Annotated in this window: 29 protein-coding genes and 1 pseudogene; 18 read left to right on the top strand and 12 right to left on the bottom strand. The window is 71.8% G+C overall.

The features are described 5' to 3' along the window. Positions 1-7: 7 nt before the first annotated feature. Together ACZ63E_RS04600 and ACZ63E_RS04605 are read right to left on the bottom strand one after the other, a co-directional pair. Positions 8-1,693, bottom strand: coding sequence for an L-lactate permease (locus ACZ63E_RS04600; protein WP_465334252.1), 1,686 nt, complete (start codon positions 1,691-1,693; stop codon positions 8-10). A gap of 38 nt (positions 1,694-1,731) precedes the next feature. After that, entirely contained in the window at positions 1,732-2,514 is a 783-nt protein-coding gene (locus ACZ63E_RS04605; protein WP_465334254.1) for an IclR family transcriptional regulator, read from the bottom strand. Between the two features lie 390 nt (positions 2,515-2,904). On the opposite strand from ACZ63E_RS04605, the gene ACZ63E_RS04610 reads away from it, so the two are divergent. The 11 genes from ACZ63E_RS04610 to ACZ63E_RS04660 all read left to right on the top strand — a co-directional run bounded on the left by ACZ63E_RS04610 (position 2,905) and on the right by ACZ63E_RS04660 (position 10,306). Then, on the top strand, positions 2,905-4,098 hold the full coding sequence (locus tag ACZ63E_RS04610; protein ID WP_465334255.1) for a MurT ligase domain-containing protein: 1,194 nt from the start codon (positions 2,905-2,907) through the stop codon (positions 4,096-4,098). Further along, positions 4,091-4,798, top strand: a complete 708-nt coding sequence (locus ACZ63E_RS04615; RefSeq protein WP_465334256.1) for a type 1 glutamine amidotransferase — start codon at positions 4,091-4,093, stop codon at positions 4,796-4,798. The genes ACZ63E_RS04610 and ACZ63E_RS04615 overlap by 8 nt, the downstream gene beginning before the upstream one ends. Before the next feature lie 67 nt (positions 4,799-4,865). Next, positions 4,866-6,254: a sensor histidine kinase gene (locus tag ACZ63E_RS04620; RefSeq protein WP_465334257.1), complete on the top strand. Its 1,389-nt coding sequence runs from the start codon at positions 4,866-4,868 to the stop codon at positions 6,252-6,254. Next, positions 6,254-6,934, top strand: a complete 681-nt coding sequence (locus tag ACZ63E_RS04625) for a response regulator transcription factor (protein WP_465334258.1) — start codon at positions 6,254-6,256, stop codon at positions 6,932-6,934. The genes ACZ63E_RS04620 and ACZ63E_RS04625 overlap by 1 nt, the downstream gene beginning before the upstream one ends. A 306-nt stretch (positions 6,935-7,240) precedes the next feature. Continuing rightward, on the top strand, positions 7,241-7,672 hold the full coding sequence (locus ACZ63E_RS04630) for a gas vesicle protein (protein WP_465334260.1): 432 nt from the start codon (positions 7,241-7,243) through the stop codon (positions 7,670-7,672). After that, entirely contained in the window at positions 7,669-8,394 is a 726-nt protein-coding gene (locus ACZ63E_RS04635) for a GvpL/GvpF family gas vesicle protein (RefSeq protein ID WP_465334261.1), read from the top strand. The genes ACZ63E_RS04630 and ACZ63E_RS04635 overlap by 4 nt, the downstream gene beginning before the upstream one ends. Then, positions 8,387-8,560 carry a gas vesicle protein GvpJ gene (gvpJ, locus tag ACZ63E_RS04640; RefSeq protein ID WP_465334263.1) on the top strand — a complete coding sequence of 58 codons (174 nt, stop codon included), beginning with the start codon at positions 8,387-8,389 and terminating at the stop codon, positions 8,558-8,560. Before ACZ63E_RS04635 ends, gvpJ (ACZ63E_RS04640) begins: the two co-directional genes overlap by 8 nt. After that, positions 8,557-8,772, top strand: coding sequence for a gas vesicle protein GvpK (gvpK, locus tag ACZ63E_RS04645; protein WP_465334264.1), 216 nt, complete (start codon positions 8,557-8,559; stop codon positions 8,770-8,772). The genes gvpJ (ACZ63E_RS04640) and gvpK overlap by 4 nt, the downstream gene beginning before the upstream one ends. Then, positions 8,773-9,150 (top strand): gas vesicle protein GvpJ, encoded by a 378-nt coding sequence (gene gvpJ, locus ACZ63E_RS04650; RefSeq protein WP_465334265.1) that lies wholly within the window; start codon positions 8,773-8,775, stop codon positions 9,148-9,150. Further along, positions 9,147-9,704, top strand: coding sequence for a GvpL/GvpF family gas vesicle protein (locus tag ACZ63E_RS04655; RefSeq protein WP_465334267.1), 558 nt, complete (start codon positions 9,147-9,149; stop codon positions 9,702-9,704). The genes gvpJ (ACZ63E_RS04650) and ACZ63E_RS04655 overlap by 4 nt, the downstream gene beginning before the upstream one ends. Before the next feature lie 74 nt (positions 9,705-9,778). Further along, on the top strand, positions 9,779-10,306 hold the full coding sequence (locus ACZ63E_RS04660; protein ID WP_465334269.1) for an NHL repeat-containing protein: 528 nt from the start codon (positions 9,779-9,781) through the stop codon (positions 10,304-10,306). On the opposite strand, the gene ACZ63E_RS04665 is transcribed toward ACZ63E_RS04660, so the two are convergent. From ACZ63E_RS04665 to ACZ63E_RS04675, 3 genes are read right to left on the bottom strand one after another with little or no spacing between them, the layout of a single operon-like run. Further along, on the bottom strand, positions 10,303-10,704 hold the full coding sequence (locus ACZ63E_RS04665; RefSeq protein WP_465334271.1) for a CoA-binding protein: 402 nt from the start codon (positions 10,702-10,704) through the stop codon (positions 10,303-10,305). The genes ACZ63E_RS04660 and ACZ63E_RS04665 overlap by 4 nt on opposite strands. A gap of 23 nt (positions 10,705-10,727) precedes the next feature. Further along, complete coding sequence (locus ACZ63E_RS04670; RefSeq protein ID WP_465334272.1) at positions 10,728-11,300, bottom strand: hypothetical protein; 573 nt, start codon at positions 11,298-11,300, stop codon at positions 10,728-10,730. A gap of 57 nt (positions 11,301-11,357) precedes the next feature. Then, positions 11,358-11,861, bottom strand: a complete 504-nt coding sequence (locus ACZ63E_RS04675) for a VOC family protein (protein WP_465334274.1) — start codon at positions 11,859-11,861, stop codon at positions 11,358-11,360. A gap of 138 nt (positions 11,862-11,999) precedes the next feature. On the opposite strand from ACZ63E_RS04675, the gene ACZ63E_RS04680 reads away from it, so the two are divergent. Both ACZ63E_RS04680 and ACZ63E_RS04685 read left to right on the top strand, forming a co-directional pair. Then, positions 12,000-12,800, top strand: coding sequence for a 2-keto-4-pentenoate hydratase (locus ACZ63E_RS04680; protein WP_465334276.1), 801 nt, complete (start codon positions 12,000-12,002; stop codon positions 12,798-12,800). Continuing rightward, entirely contained in the window at positions 12,797-13,552 is a 756-nt protein-coding gene (locus ACZ63E_RS04685) for a 2-keto-4-pentenoate hydratase (RefSeq protein ID WP_465334277.1), read from the top strand. The genes ACZ63E_RS04680 and ACZ63E_RS04685 overlap by 4 nt, the downstream gene beginning before the upstream one ends. Here the strand turns inward: ACZ63E_RS04685 and ACZ63E_RS04690 are convergent. From ACZ63E_RS04690 to ACZ63E_RS04710, 5 genes and pseudogenes are all read right to left on the bottom strand, one after another. Continuing rightward, positions 13,536-14,417, bottom strand: a complete 882-nt coding sequence (locus ACZ63E_RS04690; protein ID WP_465334372.1) for an alpha/beta fold hydrolase — start codon at positions 14,415-14,417, stop codon at positions 13,536-13,538. The two genes, ACZ63E_RS04685 and ACZ63E_RS04690, sit on opposite strands and share 17 nt — an antisense overlap. After that, entirely contained in the window at positions 14,417-15,232 is an 816-nt protein-coding gene (locus ACZ63E_RS04695) for a WS/DGAT domain-containing protein (RefSeq protein WP_465334373.1), read from the bottom strand. The genes ACZ63E_RS04690 and ACZ63E_RS04695 overlap by 1 nt, the downstream gene beginning before the upstream one ends. 130 nt (positions 15,233-15,362) lie before the next feature. After that, positions 15,363-15,881: pseudogene (locus ACZ63E_RS04700) on the bottom strand (wax ester/triacylglycerol synthase domain-containing protein); the annotation flags it as partial. 487 nt (positions 15,882-16,368) lie between these two features. Beyond that, positions 16,369-18,276, bottom strand: a complete 1,908-nt coding sequence (locus ACZ63E_RS04705; RefSeq protein ID WP_465334375.1) for an ABC transporter ATP-binding protein — start codon at positions 18,274-18,276, stop codon at positions 16,369-16,371. Positions 18,277-18,631: 355 nt separating this feature from the next. Continuing rightward, on the bottom strand, positions 18,632-19,099 hold the full coding sequence (locus ACZ63E_RS04710) for a DUF1579 family protein (protein ID WP_465334278.1): 468 nt from the start codon (positions 19,097-19,099) through the stop codon (positions 18,632-18,634). Positions 19,100-19,148: 49 nt separating this feature from the next. Between ACZ63E_RS04710 and ACZ63E_RS04715 the strand changes: the two genes are divergently transcribed. Continuing rightward, a complete protein-coding gene (locus ACZ63E_RS04715; RefSeq protein WP_465334279.1) occupies positions 19,149-19,592 on the top strand; it encodes a MarR family winged helix-turn-helix transcriptional regulator in 444 nt (147 codons plus the stop codon). A 3-nt stretch (positions 19,593-19,595) separates the two neighbouring features. On the opposite strand, the gene ACZ63E_RS04720 is transcribed toward ACZ63E_RS04715, so the two are convergent. Beyond that, positions 19,596-20,051: a winged helix-turn-helix transcriptional regulator gene (locus tag ACZ63E_RS04720; RefSeq protein ID WP_465334280.1), complete on the bottom strand. Its 456-nt coding sequence runs from the start codon at positions 20,049-20,051 to the stop codon at positions 19,596-19,598. A gap of 90 nt (positions 20,052-20,141) precedes the next feature. Here ACZ63E_RS04720 and ACZ63E_RS04725 point away from each other — a divergent pair, with 90 nt between their 5' ends. Together ACZ63E_RS04725 and ACZ63E_RS04730 are read left to right on the top strand one after the other, a co-directional pair. Beyond that, positions 20,142-20,729 (top strand): dihydrofolate reductase family protein, encoded by a 588-nt coding sequence (locus tag ACZ63E_RS04725; RefSeq protein WP_465334282.1) that lies wholly within the window; start codon positions 20,142-20,144, stop codon positions 20,727-20,729. A 12-nt stretch (positions 20,730-20,741) separates the two neighbouring features. After that, positions 20,742-21,125 (top strand): PPOX class F420-dependent oxidoreductase, encoded by a 384-nt coding sequence (locus ACZ63E_RS04730; RefSeq protein ID WP_465301641.1) that lies wholly within the window; start codon positions 20,742-20,744, stop codon positions 21,123-21,125. Between the two features lie 2 nt (positions 21,126-21,127). Here the strand turns inward: ACZ63E_RS04730 and ACZ63E_RS04735 are convergent, their stop codons facing one another. Next, positions 21,128-21,709: a TetR/AcrR family transcriptional regulator gene (locus tag ACZ63E_RS04735; protein WP_465334283.1), complete on the bottom strand. Its 582-nt coding sequence runs from the start codon at positions 21,707-21,709 to the stop codon at positions 21,128-21,130. 74 nt (positions 21,710-21,783) lie between these two features. Here ACZ63E_RS04735 and ACZ63E_RS04740 point away from each other — a divergent pair, with 74 nt between their 5' ends. After that, a complete protein-coding gene (locus tag ACZ63E_RS04740; RefSeq protein WP_465334284.1) occupies positions 21,784-24,210 on the top strand; it encodes a beta-glucosidase in 2,427 nt (808 codons plus the stop codon). A gap of 151 nt (positions 24,211-24,361) precedes the next feature. After that, positions 24,362-25,264, top strand: a complete 903-nt coding sequence (locus tag ACZ63E_RS04745; protein ID WP_465334286.1) for a GNAT family N-acetyltransferase — start codon at positions 24,362-24,364, stop codon at positions 25,262-25,264. The last annotated feature ends 99 nt before the right edge of the window (positions 25,265-25,363 follow it).

The following is a 25,363-nucleotide window of genomic DNA, read 5'->3' on the forward strand; positions in this document are numbered from 1 at the left end:
CGCCAGCCTAGGGCGAGGGGATCATCGCCGTCAGGATCGTGGCCTGCAGCAGCGAGATCACGCCGACCACCGCCGTCAGCAGCAACGACCAGAGGAACGTCTGCCGCAGCAGGGACCCTTCCTTGCCGCTCTGGCCGATCGCCGTCGCGCCGATCGAGAGATTCTGGGGCGAGATCATCTTGCCCATCACGCCGCCGGAGGTGTTCGTCGCGCCCGCCAGGATCGGGTCGATGTGCAGCTGCTGGGCCGAAATCACCTGCATCGGGCCGAACAGGCTGTTCGTCGACGCGTCCGAGCCGGTCAGGAACACCCCCAGCCAGCCGATGTAGGCCGAGAACAGCGGGAAGATCACGCCCGTCGTCGCCAGGGCGAGGCCCAGCGTCTGCGTCGCGCCCGAGTAGTTCATCACGAACGCGATCGCCAGGATCATGAAGATCGTGGCCAGCGCCCAGCGCATCTGGACCAGCGTCTTCCGGTACGTCGCGAGCAGCAGACCCGGCCGCCCGCCCATGACGAACCCGGCGATCACCGCCGCGACCAGCGCGACCGTGCCCGGCGAGAACAGGAAGTCCACCGTGAACGTCGCCGCGTAGGGCGCGTTCTTCGCCGTGATCGGCGGGTGCTGGACGACGTGGTTGTGCAGCCCCGGCCAGGCGAAGATCCAGTCCGCCTTGTGCAGCAGCTTCGTCAGGTCGAGCCAGACCGGCAGGTTCTTGAAGATCGTCCCGATCCGCGACAGGAAGATCGCCAGGATCAGGATGATGTACGGCGTCCACGCGTAGAGCGCGCCGCGCTCGGCCTTCGCGGCGCCCAGACTCTTCGCGACGGCCTCCTCGCCGTCGAAGCGCCAGACCGAGGCGGGCTGCCAGAAGCGCGTGAGGATCCACAGCGCGGCCATCGCGGTGAGCGCGGCGAGGACGTCGACCAGGCTGGCGCTGATGTAGTTCGACACCACGAACTGCATCACCGCGAACGCGAGCCCGGCGGTCAGCACCGCCGGCCACACCTCGACCATCCGCTTCCAGCCCGCCAGCACGACGACCAGGAACGCCGGGATGATCAGCGCGAGCACCGGCACCTGCCGGCCGACCATCGCCGAGAACAGGTCCGTCGCCTGGTCCGGCTTGAGGTGCATGATCGGCGCGGTCAGCCGGCCGAGCACGATCAGCGGGTTGCCGAGCCCGCCGAACGCCACCGGCGCGGTGTTCGCCAGCAGCGCCAGCACCACGGCCTTGACCGGCGGGAAGCCGAGCGCGGCCAGCATCGCCGCGGTGATCGCGATCGGGGAGCCGCCGCCGGCGACCCCTTCGAGCAGCGCGCCGAAGCCGAACGCGATGAGCAGCGCCTGCAGCCGCCGGTCCTCGCTGAACCCGGCGAGGACCCGCTTGATGCTGTCGAACCGGCCGGTCGCGACCGTGACGTTGTGGAAGTACACGGCGTGGAAGGCGATCCAGGCCACCGACCAGACGCCGAACAGCACCCCCATCGCCGCCGAGTCGAACGCCAGCGCGGCCGGCATCCGGTACAGCAGCAGGGCCACGCCGAGCGCGGTGACCAGCGCGAGCGCCGCCGAGAGGTGCGCGGAGAGGCGGACCACGCCGAGCGCGACCAGCAGCACGATGATCGGGAGCGCGGCGAGCGCCGCGGAGACCCACAGTCCGCCCGCCGGCTGGTAGTCCTGGATCCAGGTCACGCTCGGCTCCTTCGCCGTGGTCGCAGGGGGGAGCGGGGTCAGGCCGGCCGGCCCCGCACGTAACCGAGGCGCAGGGACAGGGCGGCGGCGGTCCCGGCCACGGAGGCGCCCAGCTCGTCGAGCCGGCGCAGCACCCGCGGGGCCGGCCCGGCGATGCTGATGGCGGCGATCGGCCGGCCCGAGTGGTCGCGGACGGCGGCGGCGACGCACCCGACGTCCGGCTCGTTCTCGACCTCGTCGACCGCCCAGCCGCGTCGGCTCGTCTTCGCGAGCTCGTCGAGCAGCCGGTGCGGGTCGACGATCGTCTTGAGGGTCAGCGAGTCCAGCTTCATCCGGCGGACGCGCTCGGCGCGGTCGATCTCCGGCAGCGCGGCGAGCCACGCCTTCCCGAGCGACGTCGCGTGCTGCGGCCGCCGGGTGCCGAGGCGGCAGGCGAGCGTCACGGCGCTGGCACTGCGTTCGGTGGCGACGTAGACCATGGTGTCGTTGTCCGGCACGGCCAGGTAGGTCGTCTCGCCGGAGCGTTCGGCGAGCGAGGCGAGGTACCGCGGGGCGCAGCGGTGCAGGTCGGTCGCTGCCATCGCGCGGGCGCCGAGCTCGACCAGCCGCGTCCCCAGCCGCACGCGGCCGGTGACCTGGTCGGCTTCGAGGTATTCGAGGTTCTTCAGCGTGCCGACGATGCGGTAGGCGGCGCTGCGGGAAAGCCCCAGTTGCCGCGCGATCGCATTGGTGGAAATCTCCTGGTGCCGACCCACGTGCTCGAGCACCGCGAGCCCGCGTTCGAGAGTGCCGCTCTGTTCCAGCCCGCGCTCCGGTCCCACGTTGCCCTCCGTTGGACGTTCGGGTTTCCCGCTCAGCGGCAAGGCTTTCCGCTGGGTGGGCTTGGACGGTAACACCTCCGATGTATCTGCGGAAGATCTTGAAACGCTTCAGAAGAATGCGGTTACTTGCGGACGCTAATTGGTACAACCTCCGATCGTTAAGTTCCCTACCTATGGCGGTTGTGCGCCCGTGACGAGGCTCGTTCGACAGCTTCGACACGGGTGGGCGTTCAGATCCATGAATGTCACATTCGTGAACGTGAATTGTTTGCGGTCACCATTCATGTCCTTTTCGGACCGTCCGGCGGCCGCGCACTCAGCAAAATCACAGCGCCCGGCAGGCACCTTCGGGGCGTGACCGTCCGAAGCCCTCTCCGTACCCGCGCGTCCGTGGCCGCCGGGCGCCTCTCCGCCTGGCTCTCGCGCAGCGCCGGCCTCGGCCGGGGCGGCGTCATCGGTGGCCGGGTAACGCTCGCGCTCGACCCGAAGGCCCTCCGCCGCCTCGGCCGGGAGCGCGCCGTGGTGCTCGTCACCGGCACCAACGGCAAGACCACCACGGCCCTGATGATCACCTGCGCCCTCGAAGCCCTGGCCGAGGTCGCCGCCAACAGCGACGGCGCCAACATGCCCGACGGCGTCCTCGCCGCCCTGGCCGCGCGCCCCGACGCGCCGTATGCCGTCCTCGAAGTCGACGAGACCTACCTGCGCTGGGTCGCCGGCCAGCTGAAACCCGCGATGCTCGTGCTGCTCAACCTCAGCCGCGACCAGCTCGACCGCGTCGGCGAGGTCCGCTCGACCGAGCGCGAACTGCGCGCCGCGATCGCCGAACATCCCGAAACCACGATTGTCGCCAATGCTGACGACGTTCTCGTCACCTCCGCGGCGAGCGTGGCGGCGAAGCTGGTGTGGGTCGGGACCGGCCGGCGGTGGACCGGCGACTCGACCGCCTGCCCGCGCTGCGACGGCCCGATCGAACACGAGAAGGAGCACTGGAGCTGCGCCTGCGGCCTCGCCCGGCCCGAGCCTGCCTGGACCCTGGACGGCGACCTCGTCGGCACGCCCGGCGGCCGTGAGGTCGACCTGGACCTGCGGCTGCCCGGCGACGCGAACCGGGCGAACGCCGCGTTCGCGCTCGCCGCCGCGCACCGGCTCGGCGTGCCGCCGCACACCGCCGCCGCCCGGCTGCGGACCATCACCGACATCGGCGGGCGCTACCGGACGATCCGCCGGTCGCGGCACTCCGTGCGGCTGATGCTGGCCAAGAACCCGGCCGGCTGGGCCGAGACACTGCGCGTGCTGGACGAGGACACCCCGGTCGTCGTCGCGGTCAACGCCCAGGAGGCCGACGGCCGCGACCTGTCCTGGCTCTGGGACGTGCACTTCGAACGGCTGCGCGGCCGCCAGGTCGTCGTCACCGGCGAGCGCGGCGCCGACCTCGCCGTGCGGCTCTGCTACGCCGAGGTCGCGCACTGGGCCGAGCCGGACCCGGTCGCCGCGATCGACGCGCTGCCGCCCGGCGGCGTCGAGCTAGTCGCCAACTACACCGCGTTCCGCGACCTGGTGGGCCGGCTGCCGGATGCGTGACTCGATCGTCCACATCGGACTCCTGCTCCCCGAGGTGCTCGGCACCTACGGCGACTCCGGCAACGCGCAGGTCCTCTACCGGCGGTTGCGCTGGCGCGGGTTCGACGCCGAGGTCGTGCCGGTCGGGCTCGGCGAGCCGGTGCCGTCGACCCTGGACCTCTACCTGCTCGGCGGCGGTGAAGACGGCGCGCAGGCCCTGGCCGCGGCGCACCTGCGGAAGCACCGGCGGGCGATGACGAGCGGGGCCGTCGTGTTCGGCGTCTGCGCCGGCCTGCAGGTGCTCGGCACCCGCTTCCGCGGGCTCGACGGGGTCGACCACGACGGCCTCGGCCTGCTCGACGTCACCACCGAGCCCGGCGAGCGGCGGGCGGTCTCCGAGCTGGTCGCGACGTCGTCGGACCTCCTCGGCGGCGCCCCGCTCACCGGGTTCGAGAACCACCTCGGCGCCAGCAAGCTCGGCGCCGGCAGCGAACCGCTCGGCCACGTCGTGCGCGGCACCGGCAACGGCGACGGCACCGAGGGCGCGGTGACCGGCCAGGTCGTCGGCACGTACCTGCACGGCCCGACGCTCGCCCGCAACCCCGCGCTGGCGGACCTGCTGCTGACCTGGGCGGCCGGGCAACCGCTGCCGCCGCTCGAGCTGCCCGAGGTCGACCGCCTGCGCGTCGAACGGCTCACCGCGACCCGCCGGCGCCGGTGACGGCGGCAAAATGGACGTGACCGTGCCGGCTCCGCGCGCCGGCCTCACCCGCGGTTACGCTGCGTTGATGAACCTCGGCAGGGTGATCGCCGCGACCGGTGTCCGGATGCGCACCACCGCGGTGGCCGTGCTCGCGCTCGCACTGGCCATCGCCGCCGCCGGGGTGGTCGTGGTGCTGCTGCTGGAGGAGTCGCTGGACCGCAGCGTCACCGAGAGTGCCCGCGGCACCGGGCGGCAGGTCGCCATCCAGCTCGTCCGGGAGGGTGCGCGGGATCTCAGCGCGAGCGACGTCGCCAGCACCGGCGACACCGAGGCCGTCACCCAGGTCCTGAACGCGCGCCGGGTGCCGATCGCGAGCGACCCGGCCATCGTCGGGCACCCGCCGCTGACCACCGCGCAGCCGACCGTCGGGCACGAGACCGTCGAGACGCTCCCGCTCGGCCTCAACGGCGACGGGGACGACTACCGCGTGGTGTCCCAGGAGGTGAACGGGCCGGGCGGGCCGTTCACCGTCATCTCCGCGCGCTCGCTGGAGCCGGTCACCGAGGCGTCGACCCGGCTGACCCTGCTGCTCGGCCTGATCGCCGTCCCGCTGCTGGCCATCGCCGGGTTCGCGGTGTACCGCGCGGTCGGCTCGGCGCTGCGGCCGGTGGAGCGGATGCGCCGGACCGTCGCGGAGATCTCGACGCACGACCTCGCGGCGCGTGTCCCGCTGCCGCCGGGCGGGGACGAGGTGCACCGCCTCGCCGTGACGCTCAACGGGATGCTCGGGCGGCTCGCGTCGGCCCAGGCGGCGCAACGCCGGTTCGTCGCCGACGCCAGCCACGAGCTCCGGTCGCCGCTCTCGACGATCAGCACCGCGCTCGACGTCTCCGGCCGGCACCCGGAAAGCACCGGCGACCTGGTGCCGGTGATCGGCCGGGAGACCGCGCGGCTGCGGGAGCTCGTCGACGACCTGCTGATGCTGGCCCGCACCGACGACACGACCGACCGGCCGGCGCGCACCGAGGTCGACCTCGACGACATTGTCCGCGCCGAGGCCGAGCGGGTCCGCGGCGAATGCACGCTGGCGGTCGAGGTCCGGGCCGGGCCGGCGAAGGTCCGCGGCAGCGAGGCCCAGCTGCGGCGGGCGGTGCGGAACCTCGTCGACAACGCGCGCGGCCACGCGCGTTCGCGGATCAGCGTCACCAGCTCGGTGCGCGGTGAGCTCGCCGTCGTCGAGGTGAGCGACGACGGCCCCGGCGTCGGCGAGGCCGACCGCGACCGGATCTTCGAGCGGTTCGTCCGGCTCGACGCGTCGCGCCAGCGCGGGCACGGCGGCACCGGGCTCGGCCTGCCGATCGTCGCGGGCATCGCGGCGCGGCACGGCGGCCGGGCGCGCTACGCCGCGTCGGACGGGCCGGGCGCGCGGTTCGTGCTGGAGCTGCCGGTCTTCGAACTGGCGAAGGAGGAGTAGTGCGGCTGCTGATCGTGGAGGACGAGCGCGAGTTCGCGGAGACGCTGCGACGCGGGCTCGTCGCCGAGGGCTTCACCGTCGACGTCGCGCACACGGGCGCCGACGGGCTCCGCCGCGCCCTCGGGCACGAGCACGACGTCGTGGTGCTCGACATCATGCTGCCCGAGCTGTCCGGTTACGAGGTCCTCAAACGCCTGCGGGCGGCGGAGAACTGGACGCCGGTGCTGATGCTCACCGCGAAGGACGGCGAGTACGACGAGGCCGACGCGTTCGACCTCGGCGCCGACGACTACCTGTCCAAGCCGTTCTCCTTCGTGGTCCTCATCGCCCGGCTGCGGGCGCTGCTGCGCCGCGGCGCACCGGCCCGCCCCGCCGTGCTGGAGGCGGGCGACCTGCGGCTCGACCCCTCGGCCCGGACCGTCTACAGAGGACAGAAACGGATCGAGCTGACCGCGCGGGAGTTCGGGCTGCTGGAGTTCCTGCTGCGCCGGGCGGGCACCGCGCTGACGAAGAACGAGATCCTCGCCCACGTCTGGGACGCGCACTACGACGGTGACGAGAACGTCGTCGAGGTGTACGTCGGGTACCTGCGCCGCAAGATCGACGTCCCGTTCGGCACCCGCACCATCGAGACGGTCCGGGGCGTCGGGTACCGGCTCGTGGACGTTACTCGATCGTAACTTCGCGCGGGAAATCGGGAAATTGGTGCGCCCGGGTGTTCCGGGTTCCGCCGTTTGCCGCGGCGGGTTGCCGCGGAGAGCCCATCTGTTCCCGCGAACCGGTGAAAAATAGCGTCCCGCAGCACACCTGCGGATGGTTGTGGCCGTTGCTACGGTGGGCACCCACCCGCGACGAGGAAAGCGATGACCGAATCGCCACCACCGTTCCCCGCCCCCAGTGACAATGTTCAAGAGCCCCCCGAGAAATCCGTTTCCCGGCTTCGCGCGGCCGACGCCATTCGCGAAGCGAGGGTCCTGTTCGGTGTCGTGACCGGACTGACCCCGCACGCCGTGACCGGCGTCCGGACCCGCGCCGACGGCGGCTGGTCCGTGCTCGTCGACGTCGTCGAGCCGGCCCGCGGCTGCGGCGGTTCACCCGGGGTGCCACCGATTCCTGAAAGGAAGGTCGACCGATTGGCCGCTTCGTCCGATTCATTGGCGGACATTCTGGAACGAGTGCTCGACAAGGGTGTGGTGATAGCCGGTGACATCGGGGTCAGTGTCGTCGACGTCGAATTGCTGACCCTGCGGATCCGGTTGTTCATCGCGTCCGCGCAGACCGCCCGGGAAATGGGGATGGACTGGTGGACGAACGACCCGTTCTTCTCGCCGAACGCCCAGCGTGAAGAACTGGCGTCGCGCGTCGCCGACCTCGAGGCCCGGCTGCCCGCGCCGCGCGTGACGGGAGAGCAGCGGTGAACGACTGGCTGTTCGCCTACGCGATCACCCGTAACCGACCGGCCACTTTGGACATCGAGCCCGCGTCGCGGCTCGTCGGCTACCGCGACCTCGGCGTGGTCGTCTCCGAGGCCGCGCCCGCGCGCTTCGACCGGATCGACACGCTCGACCCGGTCGACGGCACGCTGGCCGAGCTGGCCCGCGAGCACGACGCCGTGGTGCGCGCGGTGTTCCGGCACGAACCCGTGCTGCCCCTGCGGTTCGGCACGGTCCTCGATGGCGAGGCTTCGGTGAAACGGCTCCTGGAGGTCGCCTACGACCAGGCCCGCGACTGCCTCGACGAGGTCGAGGGCCACCGCGAGTGGGGGGTGCGCGTGCGGCACACCGAGCCGGCGACGACCACCCGGCCGGACGCCGCGGGCCTGACCGGCACGCAGTACCTCGTCCGGCGCCGCGAACGGCTGAAGGCGGTCGACCGCGCCCGTGCGGACATCGCCGGCGCCGCCGGGCGGCTCGAGGGCGCGCTGCGCCGGCACGCCGCCGACAGCATCGGGCGGGCCCGCCCGCACGGCGTGCTGGTCAACACCGCCTACCTCGTCGAAACCGGGCGGGAAGCCGCGTTCCACGCCGAGTTCGAGTGGTTCGCCCGCGAGCTGCGCACCGCGGGCGCGGTGGTCGAGACGTCCGGGCCGTGGCCGCCGTACTCGTTCACCGACGTCGAGCTGGGCGTGGCCGATGGCTGACCACGTGGCGATCACGGGGACCAATCCCGCCGAAGCCGTCGCCGACCTGCTCGACCGGGTGGTGCACCGCGGCGCCGTCGTGACCGGGGACGTGGTGATCTCGCTCGCCGGCATCAACCTCGTCCGGCTCGACCTGCGGTTGCTGCTGATCGGGATCGCGGAATGACCGAACCCCTCCGCATTCCCGCCGACGCGGGCCGCGGGCTCGGCCACCTCGTGGTCACCGTGCTCGACATCCTCCGCGAAGTGCTCGAACGCCAGGCGCTGCGCCGCATGGACACGCTCACCCCGGCCCAGGTCGAAGACCTCGGGCAGGCCCTGATCGCGCTGGAGATCCGGTTCGCGGAGATCCGCGCCGCCCTCGACGAAAGGCTCTAGGTGACCAGACCCGGACAGCACACTGCTTCAGGGGGTCCGGGTGGCGGAGCCCCCGGCCCGGGGCGAAGCCCCGGTTATCGCAGCGGCGGCCTCGCCGACACCCTCGACATCCTGCTGGACAAGGGACTCGTGATCGACGCGTCGGTGCGCGTGTCGGTGATCGGGATCGAGCTGCTCGCGATCGAAGCGCGGATCGTGATCGCCAGCGTCGACACCTACATCCGGTACCTCGAAGCGATGCAGCGCCTGCAGAACACCACCGTGCCCGGGCAGATCTCGCAGGGGCTCGGGCAGACGACCGGGCTGATCCCGCCTCCGCCGCCGACACCCGCGGTGGCCGTGCCGGTGGAACCGGCCGTCCCGGTCGACCGGCCGTGACGCTGCAGCTCTACGGCGTCGTGCGGGCCGGGCACCCGCGCGCGCCGCGGACGGTGTGCTGGGAAGACCTCGCGATGGTCGTCGGCGAACCCGAGCCGGACCCGGCCGTGCACCTGGCCGTGGTGTCCGCGCTCGTCGAAGGCGGCCCGGTGCTGCCGGTCCGGTTCGGCACGGTGGCCGACGACGAGGACGCCGTCCGCACCGACGTGCTCGCGCCCGCCGCCGACGAGTACCGCGCCGATCTCGAGCGGCTCGACGGCCTGGCCGAGGTGCACGTCTGCCTGCGGTTCACCGAACCCGGGTCGGCGTGGCGGGCGGCGCGCTCCGACGTGCTGCTCTCGGCGGTCGCCGAACGCGCCCGCGACTCGGTGTCGCTGCCGGCGGGCGAGTCGGCGGACGAGCGGTGGGCGTTCCTCGTCGGGATGGGAGACCTGCTCGTCGTCCGGGACGCCGTCGCCGGTCTCGCCGATGGCGGGGTCGAGGCGGACTGGCTCGGACCGCTGCCCGCGTACAGCTTCCTGGCGCGGCGGACGTGCTCCCGCTGGAGCTGGTGAGCGCGGGCGGAACAGCGGTTGAACACTCTTTTCGGGACTGGTCGTCGCGGCCCGTGATCGGCGATCCTGGCGACGTGACCACCAGCGAAGCCGCTACGCGCGAGCGCGCGTTCGGCGGGCCCGGCTCGGGGCCGGGCCAGTTCAGGGCGCCGCGCGGCATCGCCGTCGACGCGCGTGGACGGGTGTGGGTGGCCGACACCGGCAACAACCGCGTGCAGGCGTTCACCGGCGACGGCGCGCTCGTGCGCGTGCTGGCCGGGCGGCTCAAGGCGCCCGAAGCCGTCGCGGTCGACGCGGCGGGCAACGTCTACGTCGCCGACACCGGCAACCGCCGCGTGGTGCAGTACTCGTGGCAGGGCAGGTTCGTGCGGGAATTCGGGACCTTCGACCGGCCGAGCGGGGTCACGATCGACCCGGCCGGCCGGCTGCTGGTCGAGGACCTCGGGCGCGTCGCCCGCTTCGACATCCGCACGGGCGCGGCGCTTCCGGACGCGACCGAGGGCATCAGCTCACCGCGGGACGCCGCCGACGACGGCGCGGGCGGGGTCTGGGTCGCCGACCCGGACCGCCACCGCATCGTCCACTTCGGAGCGTCCGGCTAGTTCTTCGAGATCGCGGCCGTCGCGCGCACCACGGCGGTGCAGCGGTTCTCGACGTACTCGAGCCCGCCTTCCTCGGCGATGCGGCGCGCTTCGGCGGAGACGATGCCCTGCTGCAGCCACAGCGCCTTCGCACCGATCTCGAGGGCCTCCCGCGCGATACCGGCGGCTTCGGGGGACGGCCGGAAGACGTCGACGAGGTCGACCGGCTCCGGGATGTCCTTCAGCGACCGGTAGACCTTCTCACCGAGCAGCTCGGTCGCGGACGGGTGCACCGGGATGATGCGGAAGCCGTGGGCCTGCAGCACCGCCGGCACACCGTGCGCGGCCTTCGCCGGGTCCCGGCTCAGCCCGACGACGGCGATGGTCTTCGCGCCTTCGAGGATTTCCTCTGCCTTCATGCAGGGGGAACGCTCCGGCGGTGTCAAAGCTTCCAGAGCCGCAGGCCACGCACGCGGTAGACCGGCCACAGGACGTGCCACGGCTTGCGACGGGCGAACGTCCCGGCGCAGGTCAGGATGTTGCGCGCGGACGTCGTGGTCACCTCGTGGCGGTCCGGCCAGATCTCGCCCTGGGCCCCGACGGCGATGCGGAAGACCGTCAGCAGGCCGCGGCCCTGCAGGTCGTACTTCGCGCCGGTGTCCCCGGAGCCGGGTGCCAGCTCGGCGATCTCGGCGCCGAAGGCCCGCGCGGCCTGCGGCGCGACCTCCGCCGGAACCACGCCGACACTGCGCGTGATCGCCTTGCCGTGCAGGCGCCGGGCGTACCGCGCGAGCAGCAGCCGCTCCCACAACGGCAGCAGCCGGCGGTGCGCCAGCAGCGCGGCGCACTCGCCGTGGCCGATCGCGAAGATGCTCGTCAGCTCGTCGTAACTGCCGTTCGTCGCCGGCTCGTTCAGGTGCAGCCGCACCTCGAACCGGGTGCGCGCGGTCAGTTCGTCGAGCAGCTCGCGGTGATCGAGCCGCGCTTTCGCGCGGGAGAGCGACCAGTCGGGCATCGGACCTCCAGACGTCGCGCACAGGCTAAACGGCGCACGACGTCTCCGACCACGCTTTCAGCCGATCTTCTCGCCGTACATCTCGCCCAGCGGGTCGGAGATCAGCTCGACGCGGGCACCGTCCGGATCGGACAGGTAGAGGGAGGTCTCGCTCTCCAGCAGGTACTGCGCGCCGGCTTCGTCGAGCTTGTCCTTGATCACGCTCCACCGTTCGGGCGTGACGGACAGGGCCAGGTGGTGCAGTCCACCGAGGACTTCCGCGTACGGGCCGAGGTCGAGGCCGGGCAGGTCGAAGAACGCGACGGCGTTGCCGTTGCCGACGTCGAAGAAGAAGTGGCTGGAGCCGGGGTAGTCGCGGTTCTCGATCAGCTCGGTGAGCGGGAAGCCGAGGATGTCCTGGTAGAACTCGATGGTCCGCTCGACGTCGCTGGAGATCAGCGCGGTGTGGTGGATGCCGCGCCCGTTCGTCTCCGGGCGTTCCGCGGCCGGGCGCAGGTGGCGCTCGCGCAGCTCGTCGCGGATCTCGGCGAGCTTGGTGACCTCGGCCTGGGTCGGTGCCATGTCCCTCACGTCCTCTCCTGGTGGTACCGGGAACGCTACGCCGTAATTCTCTCGCGCGCAAGAGATTGCCTGGCGAGAGTTCCGCTGAACGGAACAAGCGGGCTTGTGCGTGCGCCCGCGCGCGGGCAGAGTCCGGGTGTGGAAGTCAGCAGGGTGCAGGAGGCCGCCGCGATCCTGGCGCGGGCCTACGCGACGCGGGAACCGATCGAACCGCTGATCAAGACCTTCCCGGAGGCGACCGTCGAGGACGCCTACCGGATCCAGCAGGAGCAGGTGCGGCACTGGACCGAAGCGGGCGACGCCGTCCGCGGGCACAAGGTGGGCCTCGCGTCCGCCGCGATGCAGCGGCAGATGGGCGTCGACCAGCCCGACTACGGGCACCTCACCGGCACCATGTTCCACCTCGAGCACCAGCCGATCCCGACCTCGGCGTTCCTGCAGCCGCGGATCGAGCCGGAGATCGCGTTCGTGCTCGGCTCGGCGCTGCGCGGCCCCGGCGTCACGGTCGCCGACGCGGTGCGGGCCGTCGACTTCGTGCTGCCGTCACTGGAGATCGTCGACTCCCGGATCCGGGACTGGAAGATCTCGCTGTTCGACACGATCGCGGACAACGCGTCGTCCGGCGGGGTGGTGCTGGGCAGCCGCCCGACGGCACTGGGCGACGCGGACCTGCGGCTCGCCGGCTGCGTGCTGCACCAGAACGGTTCGGTGGCCGCGACGGGTGCGGGTGGCGCGGTGCTCGGCTCGCCGTTGAACTCGCTGGTGTGGCTGGCCAACACGGTCGGCCCGCTCGGCGTCACGCTGGAACCCGGGCACGTGGTGCTGCCGGGGTCGATGACCCGCGCGATCCCGGTGTCCCCCGGGGACACGGTGGTCGCCACGATCGCCGGGCTCGGCAGTGTCACCGCGGTCTTCGCGCCCGCTTCGGAGGAATCGTGAACGTGCGAGAGGCAGCCGCCGAGCTGCTGGGGACGGTTTCGGAGCGGGCCCCGCTTTCGGAGGACTGGCCCGGGCTCGACGTCGACACGGCGTACGCGATCCAGGACGAGGCCCTGCGGCTGCGGCGGGCCCGCGGCGAGACGCTGGTCGGGCTCAAGCTGGGGCTGACGTCCCGGGCGAAGCAGGAACGGATGGGCATCGACTCGCCGTTGCTGGCCTGGCTCACCGACGCGATGGTGCTGCCGGCGGGCGTCCCGGTGCCTTCGTTGATCCACCCGCGCGCCGAGCCGGAGCTGGTTTTCGTGCTGGGCTCGCGGCTGGCGGGCCCGGGCGTCACGGCGGCGACGGCGCTGGCCGCCGTCGACCGCGTCTACGGTGGCATCGAGATCATCGACAGCCGGTACACGGACTACCGCTTCACGCTCCCGGACGCCGTCGCGGACAACGGCTCGTCGGCGTACTTCAGCGTGGGCCCGGTGGGCCTGCCGCCTGCTTCCCTCGATCTTTCGCTGGAGGCGGCGCTGCTGGAGGTCGACGGCCAGATCGTCGACACGGCGACCGGCGCGGCCGTCCAAGGCCACCCGGCGGAAGCGCTGGCCTTGGCGGCGAACGCCCTGGGTGCGCGGGGCCTGGCTTTGGAGCCGGGCTGGCTGGTCCTGACCGGTGGCATGACCGACGCGGTCCCGCTGCGGCGCGGCTCGCGGGTCGCCGCCCACTTCTCGCACCTGGGCTCGGTCACGCTTTCGGGGTGACCTCGGCGCGGTCGGCGATCCGGGTGATGCCCTTGACCACCCGCGGCCAGACGGCGCGCGGGAAGTCGTGGCCCATGCCGGGGACGACGTCGAGGTCCGAGCCCGGGATCGCGCGGGCCGTGGCGCGCCCGCCCGAGACGTGCACCAGCGGGTCGCGCGCGCCGTGCACCACCAGCGCCGGCACCCGCACCTTGCGCAGCCGCGGCCCGCGGTCGCGCTCGGCCATGATCGCCGCGAGCTGGCGGAGGGTGCCGCCCGGGTGCACCCCGCGGTCGAAGGTCCGCTCGGCGCGGCGTCGCATGCGTTCTTCGTCGAACGGGTAACCCGGCGAGCCGATCAGCCGGAAGGTGCGCACGAGCATGTCGACGTAGTCCGCGCGGCTGCGCGGCGGCGTGCTGAGCAGCATCGACATCGCCTTGGGGCTCGGCCTGCCGACCAGGCGGCCGCCGGTGCTGGACATGATCGACGTCAGCGACAGCACCCGCTCGGGGTGCCGGATGGCGAGGGTCTGCGCGATCATCCCGCCCATCGACGCCCCGGCGACGTGCGCGGCGGGGATGCCCAGCGCGGCCAGCAGGCCGGCGGCGTCCCCGGCCATGTCGGCGAGCGAGTACGGCGCGCGGTGCAGCACGTAGGCCTGCGGCAGGCTGGCCCGCCCGCGCATCCGGCTCGACCGCCCGGAGTCGCGGTTGTCGAAGCGGACGACGTAGAACCCTTGTGCGGCAAGGGTTTCGCAGAACTCCTCGTCCCACCAGATCATCGGCGCGCCGAGACCCATCACGAGCAGCAACGGCCGCCCGCCCGCGTCACCGAACGTCTCGTGGCACAGCTCGACACCGCCGACCTCCGTGACGCGCTCCGCCATCAGGCCTCCCGGGTGTGCTCGGCGGCCAGCTTGGTGAGCTCGGCCAGGGCGTCGTGCAGGTGGTCGATCAGGTCCCAGACGTCCGGGATCAGCTCGCGGCAGGCGACGAGCCCGAAGTCCAGCTTGCCGTCGTAGGACATCACGGTGATGTTCAGGCCGCCACTCGCGTCGGTGATCGCGGAGACGGGGTAGTTCGCGAGCAGCCGCGCCCCGGCGAGGTAGAGCGGGCGCTGGGAGCCGGGCACGTTCGAGACGACGAGGTTCACGACCGGCGCGGTGGCGCCGAGGAACCGCATGGTCGCGCGGGCGGCGAGCCCGCCGAGCGCGGCCGGCAGCATCCCGCTGAAGTCGACCAGCCACGACGCCGGCAGCGGCTGGTAACGCTGTTTCGCGGCGATCATGGCGCTGGTGACCTCGGCCAGCCGCGCGGCGGGATCGGCAAGGTGCGTCGGCAGTGGCGCAAGCATCACCGACACCTGGTTGCCGGCGTCCTTCGCCTGTTCGGGGGTCCGGACGGACAGCGGCACGAGCGTCACGAGCGGCTGCTCGGGCAGGGCGTCGTGGTCGACGAGCCAGCGGCGCATGACGGTGGCGCACAACGCCATCACCACGTCGTTGACGGTGACGCCGAAGGCTTTCTTGACCTGCTTGACCTCGTCGAGCGGCAAGGAGCCGTACGCGAACCGGCGGTGCGGGCTGATCGGGCCTGTCCGGCGCGACGAGCCGCGGCCGGTCGGCCTCGTGGCGTCCGGAGCCCTGACGGGTGACGCGGTTGAGGACGCTGCCGGCTTTGGAGAGCAGCCCGACCCCGGGATAGCGGCTGAGGCCCGGGACGTCGTCGAGGTGCTGGAGCAGCTTCGGCACCTGCAGGGCGGCTTTGACGGGGTGCAGCGCGAGTCGTTTCACCCCGTTGAAGGCCAGGGTCAGCTCGGTGGGCACGGACTCCTTTTGCGGCGTTTTCGGCGGTTTCACCGGAGGCGGCTCGGCGGTGGTGTCCATGAGCACGCCGATGAGCTCGGCCCCGGAGACACCGTCGATGGCGCTGTGGTGGACCTTCGTGTAGACGGCTTTGCTGCCGTTTTGCAGCCCGTGGATGAGGTAGGCCTCCCACAGCGGCCGCCGCCGATCGAGGGGGCGCGCGGTGAGCCGCGAGATCTGCTCCGCGAGCTGCCGTTCGTCGCCGGGCGCGGGCAGCGCGATCTCGCGGACGTGGTACTCGAGGTCGAACTCGGGATCGTCGATCCAGTAGGGATGGTCGAGCCCGAGCGGCACGGGCAGCAGCCGCCACCGCAGCGGTTTGGCGAGGTGCAACCGGCCGCCGATGAGGTTCCGCAGGTCATCGAGGCTGAGCGTCCGACCGGGCGCGGTCGAGGGATCGAGGATCGAGAGGCCCCCGACATGCCCGGTGGTGGTGGTCGACTCGGCGTTGAGGAACTGCACGTCAAGCGCGGTGAGCTGGCGCATCGGACCCTCCTCGGAGCTCGGCAGGCCAGTCTGCCCCGAGGGGTGGTGGGGGTGGAACCGCTGCCTGGGTGTGGGCCGGCCGCCGAGCCCGGTGGCCGCCGGGGCGCGGCTGCGCGCGCGGGGTGGGGTGGTCGGGCTGCGATCGTCGGGTGCTTGGGCGGCTGGCCGCCGGGCCTCGGCCGTGCGGGCGGTGTGGCTCGGGCTGCGAGTTCAGAGCCGCGCTCGCCGGGTGCTTGGGCGGCTTGCCGCCGAGCCTCGGCTGTGCACGCGTGGTGGGTCGGGCTGCGAGTTCGGAGCCGCGCTCGCCGAGTGCTTGGGCGGCTTGCCGCCGAGCCTCGGCTGCGCGCGAGGTTGGGTGGTCGCCCGGGTTCGGCTGGGCATGGGTGTTTGCCCGATCGCCGTGGCCGCTGTGCGCAGGCCGGTCCGGCCGCCCGCCGGCGTGCGCTCGGCTACCTGCCCCGGCGCGGGAAAGCCCGTCTCCTCGCGCCTACGGTGACCGATCCGCCTGGCTTCGGGCCGCTCGGGGCGCCGGGACCTCCGTGCCCTTCCGGTACGCGCGGGCCTGGATCTCGTACAGCTCGTGGTACGTCCCGCGCGCCCTGATCAGCTCCTCGTGGGTGCCCTCCTCGATCAGCCTTCCCTTGTCCAGTACCAGGATCCGGTCGGCCGAACGGATGTTGGCCAGCCGGTGGGTCACCAGGACCGTCGTGCGGCGGCCGCGGGCCGAGGTGCTCGCGTGCTGGAGGCCCGCGAACACCCGGGCCTCCGCGCGGGCGTCGAGCGCGGCCGTCGGCTCGTCGGCCACCAGGACCGATGCGTCGCGGTAGATGCCGCGGGCGATGCCCATGCGCTGCCACTGGCCGCCGGAAAGGTCCTGGCCCTCGTCGAACTTCTTCGACAGCACCGTGTTCTCCTTGGCGGGCAACGATTCGATCACCTCGGCCGCGCCCGAGCTGTCCACCGCTTCGCGCCACGCGCGGCCGTCCGGGTCCGCGCGGCCGAGGCGGCCCACCGTGACGTTGTTCGCCGCCGTCATCGGCCACTCCGCGGGCTCCTGCGCGATCACCGCGATGTTCGTGTGCACCGACGCCGGGTCGGCCCGCGCGAGGTCGACGTCGTCCCAGTGCACCGTGCCCGCGTCCGGTGGGTAGAGCCCGGTCAGCAGCTTGCCGAGGGTGGTCTTGCCCGAGCCGTTCTCCCCGACGAGCGCGACCACCTCACCGCGCCGGATCGTCAGCGAAATGTCCCGCAACGCCGGTTTCTGCTGGCCCGGGTAGGTGAACGTGATGTCCGTCAGCCGGATCTCACCCGGGTCCGCGGGCGCGGTCAGCGCCGTCGGCGGCGGCTGCCGCTTCACCGACTCCGCCAGCAGCTGGTTGTAGAACCCGATGTAGAACGAGTCCTCGTACAGCGAGTTGACCGCGCGCATGGTGTTGGACAGCGCCGTCGACGCCGTGCGCATCGCCAGCACCGCCGTGCCGGCCAGCGCCAGCTCCATCGCGCCGGTGTAGAGCAGCCAGCCGAGCACGAGGTACGCGACGGCGGTGCCGAAGCCGGCCGCCGCCCGCCCGGTCGTCCGCACCAGGTTGCTGCGGTGCGCCAGCCGGACCTCCTCCCGCGCGAGGCTGCGCGAGATGCGCCGGTACTCGCCGAGCAGCGGTTCCTGCAGCGTCAGAGCGTGGCGTTCGAGGGCCATCGACCGCCAGGTCGCGACCTCCTCCACGACGGACTTGCGGATGTTGCGCCCGACCGTGTCGATGAAGTGGCGGTAGTTCAGTTTCGCGATGCGCGCGGCCGCGAAGCCGTCGGCGGCCGCGGCGAGCAGCAGCACCGGCGCCAGCCACGGGTTCAGCAACCCGGCGGTGAGCATCGCCGCCGCGAGCGAGATCGCCGACGACGTCAAGTCGGCGACCCGGCGCAGGCTCGTCTCGATGGACCGCACGCCGAACCGCGCGCCCTGGCGGGCGAGCTCCCGGAAGTCCGCGTCCTCGAACGCGATCAGCCCGACGCGCACCACCGCGGCCGTCACGGCGTCGTCCGCCGCTGCGGTGACCCGCGGCCGCAGCGCGCCCTCGACCGCGGCGACGGCGGCGTCGAGCAACGCGCGCGCCGCGTACGAGCCGGTGACCACCGCGATCGCGGGCAGCGACTGCAGCACCCGCTCCGGTGTCGGGCCCTGTTCGAGCAGCGCGGTGAAGACGTTCGCCGTCGCGAGCAGCCCGAACGCCGTGACGCACCCGGAGATGACGTGCACGAAGCCGGCCAGCAGCGTCAGCCGTCGCGATGTCCGCCACGCGAGCCGCAGCACGACCTTGATCGCGGTGGGCAGCGCGCGCACGGCCTGGCCGAAGCCCGCGGCGGCCACACGTTCGTCGACGCGCGCCCACTCGGGCATCTTCACGTTTTCGACCCCGATCAGCGGGGGTGGGTCCTGGGCGGGTTCGGGCACGGTTCATCTGTACTCCGGGGGTCCGACAGTTCCGGGCGTGGCCGGTGTCGCGCTGTCCCGGTGGTCAGCCGATGAGACTAGGCCGTTCGGGTGAAAGTAATCGTTTTCTCTGGGCCTCCGGCGATATCCGGGACACACTCGCTGCATAGCGCAAAAGCGAGCAAGACCGAATAACTAATAATTGTTGTTTAATTCGCCCACCGTGAGACCGCCCGAGGCGGCAGGTTCGCGGATGTGGTGGCAGAGACCGGAAACGGGCGACGTCCTCAAGTAAGGGGGGAGGGGCGTCGCCTGTTTCCTCCTACCCGTTTTTCCGGGTGTACCGGGCGCGCAGGAATGGGCTGAATTCGCCGTCTTCGCCCATCTTGACATCGATTTCGTGGGTGAGGGTGTCGCCGTCCGGCGTGAGGCGGTGCCGGGCGACCCCGCGGGCGGTGTTCTTGGTCAGGACCAGCGTGCCGCCGTCCCAGTCGCCGCGAGCGGGTGACTCGGGCGGGAAGCCGTAGCTGTCGAAGCCGTACCAGAGGGTCTCGCCGGTTCGCGGGTCGGCGGTGAAAATGTTGTGGCCCAGGAACTCCGTGCCGTCTTCGCGGCGCTGGCGGTAGTGCTGGACCAGGGCGAAGCCGTTGAGCGCCAACCGGTATTCACAGTCGGCGCTCGCGGTCGAAGCCGGCGCCCACGCCGAGGCGGCGAGCTCTTCGGTGCCGGTCCAGTCGCCGGCGAAGGCCTTCAGGGCGTCGTGCGCGGGTCCGAGGGTGGGCATGTCCATGGTCGTCTCCATTTCGACAGGTACCTGTCGATATGCGAGACTAGCACGCATGTGGTCGCACCGAGCCGAAACGTTCACCCGAGTGATCGACGCGGTCTTCGCGTGCAACGGCGGCTTCCTGGCAGCGGGTGACGCGCTGACGGAGCCGGTGGGGCTGACGGCGGCGCAGTGGCAGGTGCTCGGTTTCCTGAAGGACGGCCCGGCGACGGCGGCCGAGGTGGCCCGGCGGCGAGGGTTGCGGCGGCAGAGTGTGCAGGAGACGGTGAACCGCTTGCTGCGCAACGGAATGCTGGATCGCTTGCCGAACCCGGCGGATGGGCGGGCGCCGTTGTTGTCGTTGACGCGGCAGGCTCGGGAGGCTTTGGGGGAGCTGGGTGTGGCACAGGAGGCTTGGGCGGAGGGGGTGGCTGCGGAGGTGTCGCAGGGGGATTTGGAGACGACGTTGCGCACGTTGCGGAGGCTGCGGGAGGTCTTGTCCACGGGGCAGCCGTGAGGGCTACACCTCGGCACCAGGTCCGGGGAGGACGTCCACGTCCCTTGCGTGCATGGGCTTGCCGCAGTTTGTGCAGGTCAGGCCGGCTTGGGTGATCTCGCCGCAGTCGTGGTGGCGGTACACCACCGGGGGGCCTGCCTCGCCCGCCAGCCACTTGTCGCCCCAGTGGGTCATCGCCATCAGCATGTCCACCAGGTCCAGGCCCTTTTCCGTCAGGACGTACTCGTAACGGGGGCGGTTGTCGTACGGGTGGCGGCTGAGGACTCCCCGGTCGACCAGGTGGTTCAGGCGCTCGGTCAGGACCTTGCGTGAGATGCCCAGGTCGGCCTGGAGCTGCTCGAAGCGGCTCAGCCCCACCCACACGTCCCGCAGGATCAGGGGGGACCAGGGTTCTCCGATGACGTCGAGGGTGCGCGCTATCGAGCACGCCGCCAGCTCGCTGAAGTTCGTGCGCTGCATGGACCCAGATTACCACTTGGGGTTCCCTTAGGGAACTGACACTGCTACGGTCTTGGAGTCTCCTCAAGGAACTTCGAAAGGATCGCGGCGATGAGCAAGGTCTTCAGCGCCCACGCGGTGTCGGTGGACGGGTACATCACCGGGCGTGGGGCCGGCCCCGGGCGCGGGCTCGGCGACGGTGGCTCGCTCTTCGACTGGTACAGCGGCGGTGACACGCCCAGCCGTGCTTTCGACTTCTTCAAGCTCAGTGAGCCCAGTGCCCGCGTCTTCGACGAGCTGGCCGAGCGGGTCGGGGCGATCGTCGCCGGGCGCACCACCTATGAGGACTCCGAGCACTTCGGTGGCGGGAGCCCGCATCCGGCCGCGCCGGTCGTGGTGCTCAGCCGCCGGCCGGTGCCGGAGCTGACCGCGCGGCAGACCCTGGCCACCTCCATCGAGGACGCGATCGAGAAGGCCCGCGAGATCGCCGGCGGCAAGGACGTCGGCCTCATGGGCGGCGGCGTGCTGACGTCGGCGCTCGAGGCCGGGCTCGTCGACGAGGTTGTCCTGCACCAGGTGCCGGTGCTGCTCGGCGGCGGCCGGTCGTTCTTCCGGGAGCTGCCGTCGCACGTACGGTTGCGGCTCGTCGAAGCAGTTCCCGCTCCCGGGGTCACCCACCTCCACTACGCCATCGCCTGAAGGAGAACCACCATGCTCGACAACGAAGTCCGCCGCATCCTTTCGACCACCGTCGTTGCGCACCTCGCCACCGTGCTGCCCGACGGCGCCCCGCACTCGATCCCGCTCTGGGTGGACCCGGAAGGCGAATACATCGCGATCATGACCGGCCCGGACTCGCGCAAGGCTCGCAACCTGCGGCGCGACCCGCGCGTGGCGCTCTCCCTCACTCCGGCGGACAACCCGTTCGAGCCGGTCGTCATCCGCGGCCGCGTGGAACGGTGGGTCGACGGCGACGCCGGCTGGGCGATCGTCGACCGGATCGCGACGAAGTACATCGGGACGCCCTACCCGCGGGAGCAGGAGCGGGTCGTGGCGCTGATCGCGGTCGAGCGGCAGAGCGTGGGCATGGGCTGACGTCAGTCCGGCTTGATCCCCAGCGCCGTGAGGAACGTGCGGAACCCGGCGGGCATGTCGACCGCCGCCGGGTCGAGGAGCCACTGCAGCTGCAGCCCGTCGAGGACGGCGACCGCGATCGGCGCCAGCTGCTCCGGCGTGGTGCCCGGGGGCAGCTCGTCGCGATGGCGTTCGAGCATCTCGGTCATGCCCGCCCGGACGCGCACGTAACGGTCGTGGAAGTACTCCCGCGCCGGATGGTCGTCCGTGACGCTGTCCGCCGCCAGCACCGTGTACGTCTGCACGATGCCCGGCCGCGTCGCGTTGTAGTCGACCAGCTCGGCCAGCTGGTTCACCGTCATCGAAGACGGGTCGCCCGCCGGTGCGTGGCCGAAGTGCAGCAGGTCCCACTCGTCCCGGGTCTCCAGCACCGCCGTGAGCAGGTCTTCCTTCGTCGGGAAGTAGTGCATCAGGCCCTGCTGGGTCAGCCCGACCCGGTCGGCGACGGCGGCCAGCGACGTGCCGCGGTAGCCGCGCTCGGCGATCACCTCGAACGCCGCGCGGACGATGCTCGCTCGGCGGTCGGCGCCCCTGGCCCGGGTCATGATCCCGAGCCTACGGGACACGTCGTCACGGAACCATAACGTTCGCTACTCGCCGCCAGGTAGAGTAGGCGCTCATGAGCTTCGACGTCGACGCGCTGCTGGCCGAGCTCGACCTGGACGCCAAGGCGAGCCTGCTCGCCGGCCAGGACGTCTGGTCGCTCCCCGCCCGCCCGGAGATCGGGCTCGGGTCGCTGGTGCTCTCCGACGGCCCGATCGGCGTCCGCGGGGTGCGGTGGAGCCCGGACGACCCCTCGGTGACGCTGCCCAGCCCGACGGCGCTCGCCGCGAGCTGGGACCCGCGCCTGGCCGTGCGCGCCGGCCGGTTGCTCGCGCAGGAGGCCCGCCGCAAGGGCGTGCACGTGCTGCTCGCGCCGACGGTCAACCTCCAGCGCTCGCCGCTCGGCGGCCGGCACTTCGAGTGCTACTCGGAAGATCCCCTCCTCACCGGGATGATCGGCGCCGGGTACGTCACCGGCGTGCAGGACGGCGGGGTCGCCGTCACGGTCAAGCACTTCGTGGCCAACGACTTCGAGACCGAGCGCTTCACCGCCGACGTCCACGTCGGCGAACGCGCGCTGCGCGAGCTCTACCTCGCGCCGTTCGAGCTCATCGTCCGGCGGGCGAAGCCGTGGGGGATCATGGCCGCCTACAACAGCGTCAACGGCACCACGATGACCCAGCACGCCGAGCTGCTCAACGGCGTGCTGCGCGACGAATGGGGTTTCGACGGCTTCGTCGTCTCCGACTGGCTGGCCGCGCGCGACACCGTCGCCTCCGCCAACGGCGGCCTCGACGTCGCCATGCCCGGCCCGCGCACGGTGTTCGGCGAACGGCTCGCCGAAGCCGTGCGCGGTGGCGAAGTCGACGAAGAGGTGCTCGACGACATGGTCCGGCGGGTGCTCCTGCTGGCCCACCGGACCGGCGCGCTCGGCGACACCCCCGGGCCGGAGAAGTCCGATGTGGACGGTGAAGCTGTCGCGCGCGAGGTCGCGCGCCGGTCGTTCGTGCTGCTCAGCAACGAAACCGGCGTGCTTCCGCTGCGCGAGCCGCGGAGCATCGCGCTCATCGGCGCGCTCGCCGCGGACCCGAAGATCCTCGGTGGTGGCAGCGCCACCGTGTTCCCCGACCACGTCGTCTCCCCTCTTGACGGTCTCCGCAAGGCCGTTCCGCCGGGCACCGACCTCACTTTCGCCATCGGTGCCGATCCGCGAACGACGCTACCGCCGGCCACCGACAATTTCCGGCTCCGGGCGACGGCGAAGGCCGCGGACGGCACCCGATTGGCTGAATTTCCGCTCAGGGAAGCCAAGATCACGTGGATCGGGGAACTCCCCGCCGGCCTCGACATGGGCAGCCTCGCGTCGGTCGAGATCGCCGGCACCTACCTGCCGGAGCGAAGCGGCACGCACACCTTCGCCATCACCGGCCCCGGCGACCTCCGCCTCACCGTCGCCGGCCAGACCCTCTTCGACGGCGTGAACCTGCCGGAAGGCGGCGACGTCTTCACGTCGATCATGCAGGTCAACGAGCAGCGCCGGGAGATCGAGCTGACCGCCGACGAGCTCGTGGACGTCAGCCTGACCTACTGGATCCCGTCGGAGATGGCGGAGTTCGCGAGGGGCACCTTCGCCTGGGTCACCTTCGCGCTCGGGCACCGCGGCCCGGTGCTCGACCCGGACGCCGCGCTCGACGAAGCCGTTGCCGCGGCAGGGAAGTCGGACGTCGCGGTGGTCGTCGTCGGCACCACGGCGGAGGTCGAGAGCGAGGGCTTCGACCGGACTTCCCTGGCCCTGCCGGGACGGCAGGACGAACTGGTCACGCGGGTCGCCGAAGCCAACCCCAACACCGTCGTCGTCGTGAACGCGGGTTCCCCGGTCGAGATGCCGTGGCGGGACGACGTCGCCGCGGTGCTGCTCACCTGGTTTCCCGGCCAGGCCGGCGGTGACGCGCTCGCCGACGTCCTCTTCGGTCTCGAAGAACCCGGCGGCCGCCTGCCGACGACCTGGCCGGCGGTCCTCGAAGACGCGCCCGTCACGAACGTGACACCGGAAGAAGGCGTGCTGCCGTACGAAGAAGGCGTCTACATCGGGTACAGCGCGTGGGGACGCACCGACCGGCAACCCGCCTACTGGTTCGGCCACGGCCAGGGCTACACGACCTGGGTCTACGAAGAGCTCGACGTCTATCCGGACGACGAAGGCGGAACGCGTGTCCGAGTCCGCGTACGCAACTCCGGCAAGCGCAGGGGCCGCGAAGTCGTCCAGCTCTACCTGGCCCCGACCGAGCGCGGTGACCGGCCGCACCGGTGGCTCGCCGGCTTCGCGAGCGTCGAAGCCGGGCCCGGCGAGGCCGTCGAGACCGACATCGCGATCGCGCCGAGGTCGGTTTCGGTCTGGCAGGACGGCTGGCGGCACATCGCGGGCGAGTACGTCCTGGAGGCTTCGCACTCCTACGCGCAGCCGCGGTTGCGCACCCGGGTGGTGCTCCAGAAAATCCGTTGACGCACGGCGCGGCGGCTCGTAACTTCACGCGGGCACCCCAGACCAGCGGAAGGAGGTGGGTCCGATGATCACGCAACCGATCACGCGCTCCCACCTCGCGACGAGGGTGCCGGGTACCTGACCGGGAGCGCGTACTCCTGGAAGGACTGTCATGACCGATCTGGTCGTGCGCCCGCTCGAAGCGGGCGAAGAATCCCTGTTCACCTCCCTGCCGGACCGCGGTCTCGTCGGCCGCAAGCTGCTGGGCGACGACTTCACCGAGATGGCGGCCAAGGGCGAGTACCGGCCCGGGTGGATCTGGGTCGCGCTGCGCGCCGACGTCGTCGTGGCGCGGGCCGCGTGGTGGGGGACTCCGAAGGACGAGGAGCCGATCGCGCTCGACTGGTTCGACTTCACCGACTTCGACGCGGGCGTCGAGCTGCTGAAGAGGGCGCCGCTGCGTGCGGAGTACTCCGTGACCACGCCGCCGGGCTGGCGGGACGACCCGGAGGTCGCGCACGAGGTCACCATCCGCGTCGAAGCGGCCGAGAAGGCGGGCTACCGCAAGCTCGTCGAGCGCCACCGCTTCTGCTGGACACCGGAAAGCGGCCTGCCGGAACGGCCCGGCCGGCTCGTCTTCCGGCCCGAGCCGGACGACGACGTGCTCTTGGCCGTCTTCCGGCGGGTGCACGTCGGCAGCCTCGACGCGCACGTGCGCAAGACGGTCGAAGAGCACGGGCTCGACGCGGCCGCGCGCGAGGACCTCGACATCATGCGGTGGATGCCCGCGCCGCGGGAATGGTGGCGGCTGGCGTACACGCCGGAGGGTGACCTCGTCGGGCTCACGCTGCCGAGCCGCAACGCCTACGACCCGGTGATCGGGTACGTCGCCGTGGTGCCCGAGCACCGGGGGCACGGCTACGCGTACGACCTGCTCGTCGAGGCCACGCACGACCTCGTCGGGTACGGCGCGGAAAAGATCGTCGCGGGCACCGACGTCGGGAACGTCCCGATGGCCAAAGCCTTCGCGAAGGCGGGCTACCCGGTGACGCAGCACCGCATCGACCTCGTCTGAGCCGGAGCTTTCACGTGAAAGCTCCGCGCCGGGGTTTCCCGTGAAAGCCCGGTGTGGGGCCGTCTCTGGAGAGGGCTATCCAATCGGGTTAGGGGGACC

This window comes from Amycolatopsis sp. NPDC104819, from assembly GCF_055583145.1.

Bases quoted from the DNA above. Each gene is read 5' to 3' on its own strand.
- ACZ63E_RS04735 (WP_465334283.1), bottom strand. From the start codon at position 21,709: ATGACCCGGGCCAGGGGCGCCGACCGCCGAGCGAGCATCGTCCGCGCG.
- ACZ63E_RS04670 (WP_465334272.1), bottom strand. From the start codon at position 11,300: ATGCCCGACTGGTCGCTCTCCCGCGCGAAAGCGCGGCTCGATCACCGC.
- ACZ63E_RS04745 (WP_465334286.1), top strand. From the start codon at position 24,362: ATGACCGATCTGGTCGTGCGCCCGCTCGAAGCGGGCGAAGAATCCCTG.
- ACZ63E_RS04720 (WP_465334280.1), bottom strand. From the start codon at position 20,051: ATGCAGCGCACGAACTTCAGCGAGCTGGCGGCGTGCTCGATAGCGCGC.
- ACZ63E_RS04615 (WP_465334256.1), top strand. From the start codon at position 4,091: ATGCGTGACTCGATCGTCCACATCGGACTCCTGCTCCCCGAGGTGCTC.
- ACZ63E_RS04705 (WP_465334375.1), bottom strand. From the start codon at position 18,276: ATGCCCGAGTGGGCGCGCGTCGACGAACGTGTGGCCGCCGCGGGCTTC.
- ACZ63E_RS04725 (WP_465334282.1), top strand. From the start codon at position 20,142: ATGAGCAAGGTCTTCAGCGCCCACGCGGTGTCGGTGGACGGGTACATC.
- ACZ63E_RS04710 (WP_465334278.1), bottom strand. From the start codon at position 19,099: ATGGACATGCCCACCCTCGGACCCGCGCACGACGCCCTGAAGGCCTTC.
- gvpJ (WP_465334263.1), top strand. From the start codon at position 8,387: ATGGCTGACCACGTGGCGATCACGGGGACCAATCCCGCCGAAGCCGTC.
- ACZ63E_RS04665 (WP_465334271.1), bottom strand. From the start codon at position 10,704: ATGAAGGCAGAGGAAATCCTCGAAGGCGCGAAGACCATCGCCGTCGTC.
- ACZ63E_RS04690 (WP_465334372.1), bottom strand. From the start codon at position 14,417: ATGGCGGAGCGCGTCACGGAGGTCGGCGGTGTCGAGCTGTGCCACGAG.
- ACZ63E_RS04740 (WP_465334284.1), top strand. From the start codon at position 21,784: ATGAGCTTCGACGTCGACGCGCTGCTGGCCGAGCTCGACCTGGACGCC.
- ACZ63E_RS04715 (WP_465334279.1), top strand. From the start codon at position 19,149: ATGTGGTCGCACCGAGCCGAAACGTTCACCCGAGTGATCGACGCGGTC.
- ACZ63E_RS04620 (WP_465334257.1), top strand. From the start codon at position 4,866: ATGAACCTCGGCAGGGTGATCGCCGCGACCGGTGTCCGGATGCGCACC.
- gvpK (WP_465334264.1), top strand. From the start codon at position 8,557: ATGACCGAACCCCTCCGCATTCCCGCCGACGCGGGCCGCGGGCTCGGC.
- ACZ63E_RS04675 (WP_465334274.1), bottom strand. From the start codon at position 11,861: ATGGCACCGACCCAGGCCGAGGTCACCAAGCTCGCCGAGATCCGCGAC.
- ACZ63E_RS04730 (WP_465301641.1), top strand. From the start codon at position 20,742: ATGCTCGACAACGAAGTCCGCCGCATCCTTTCGACCACCGTCGTTGCG.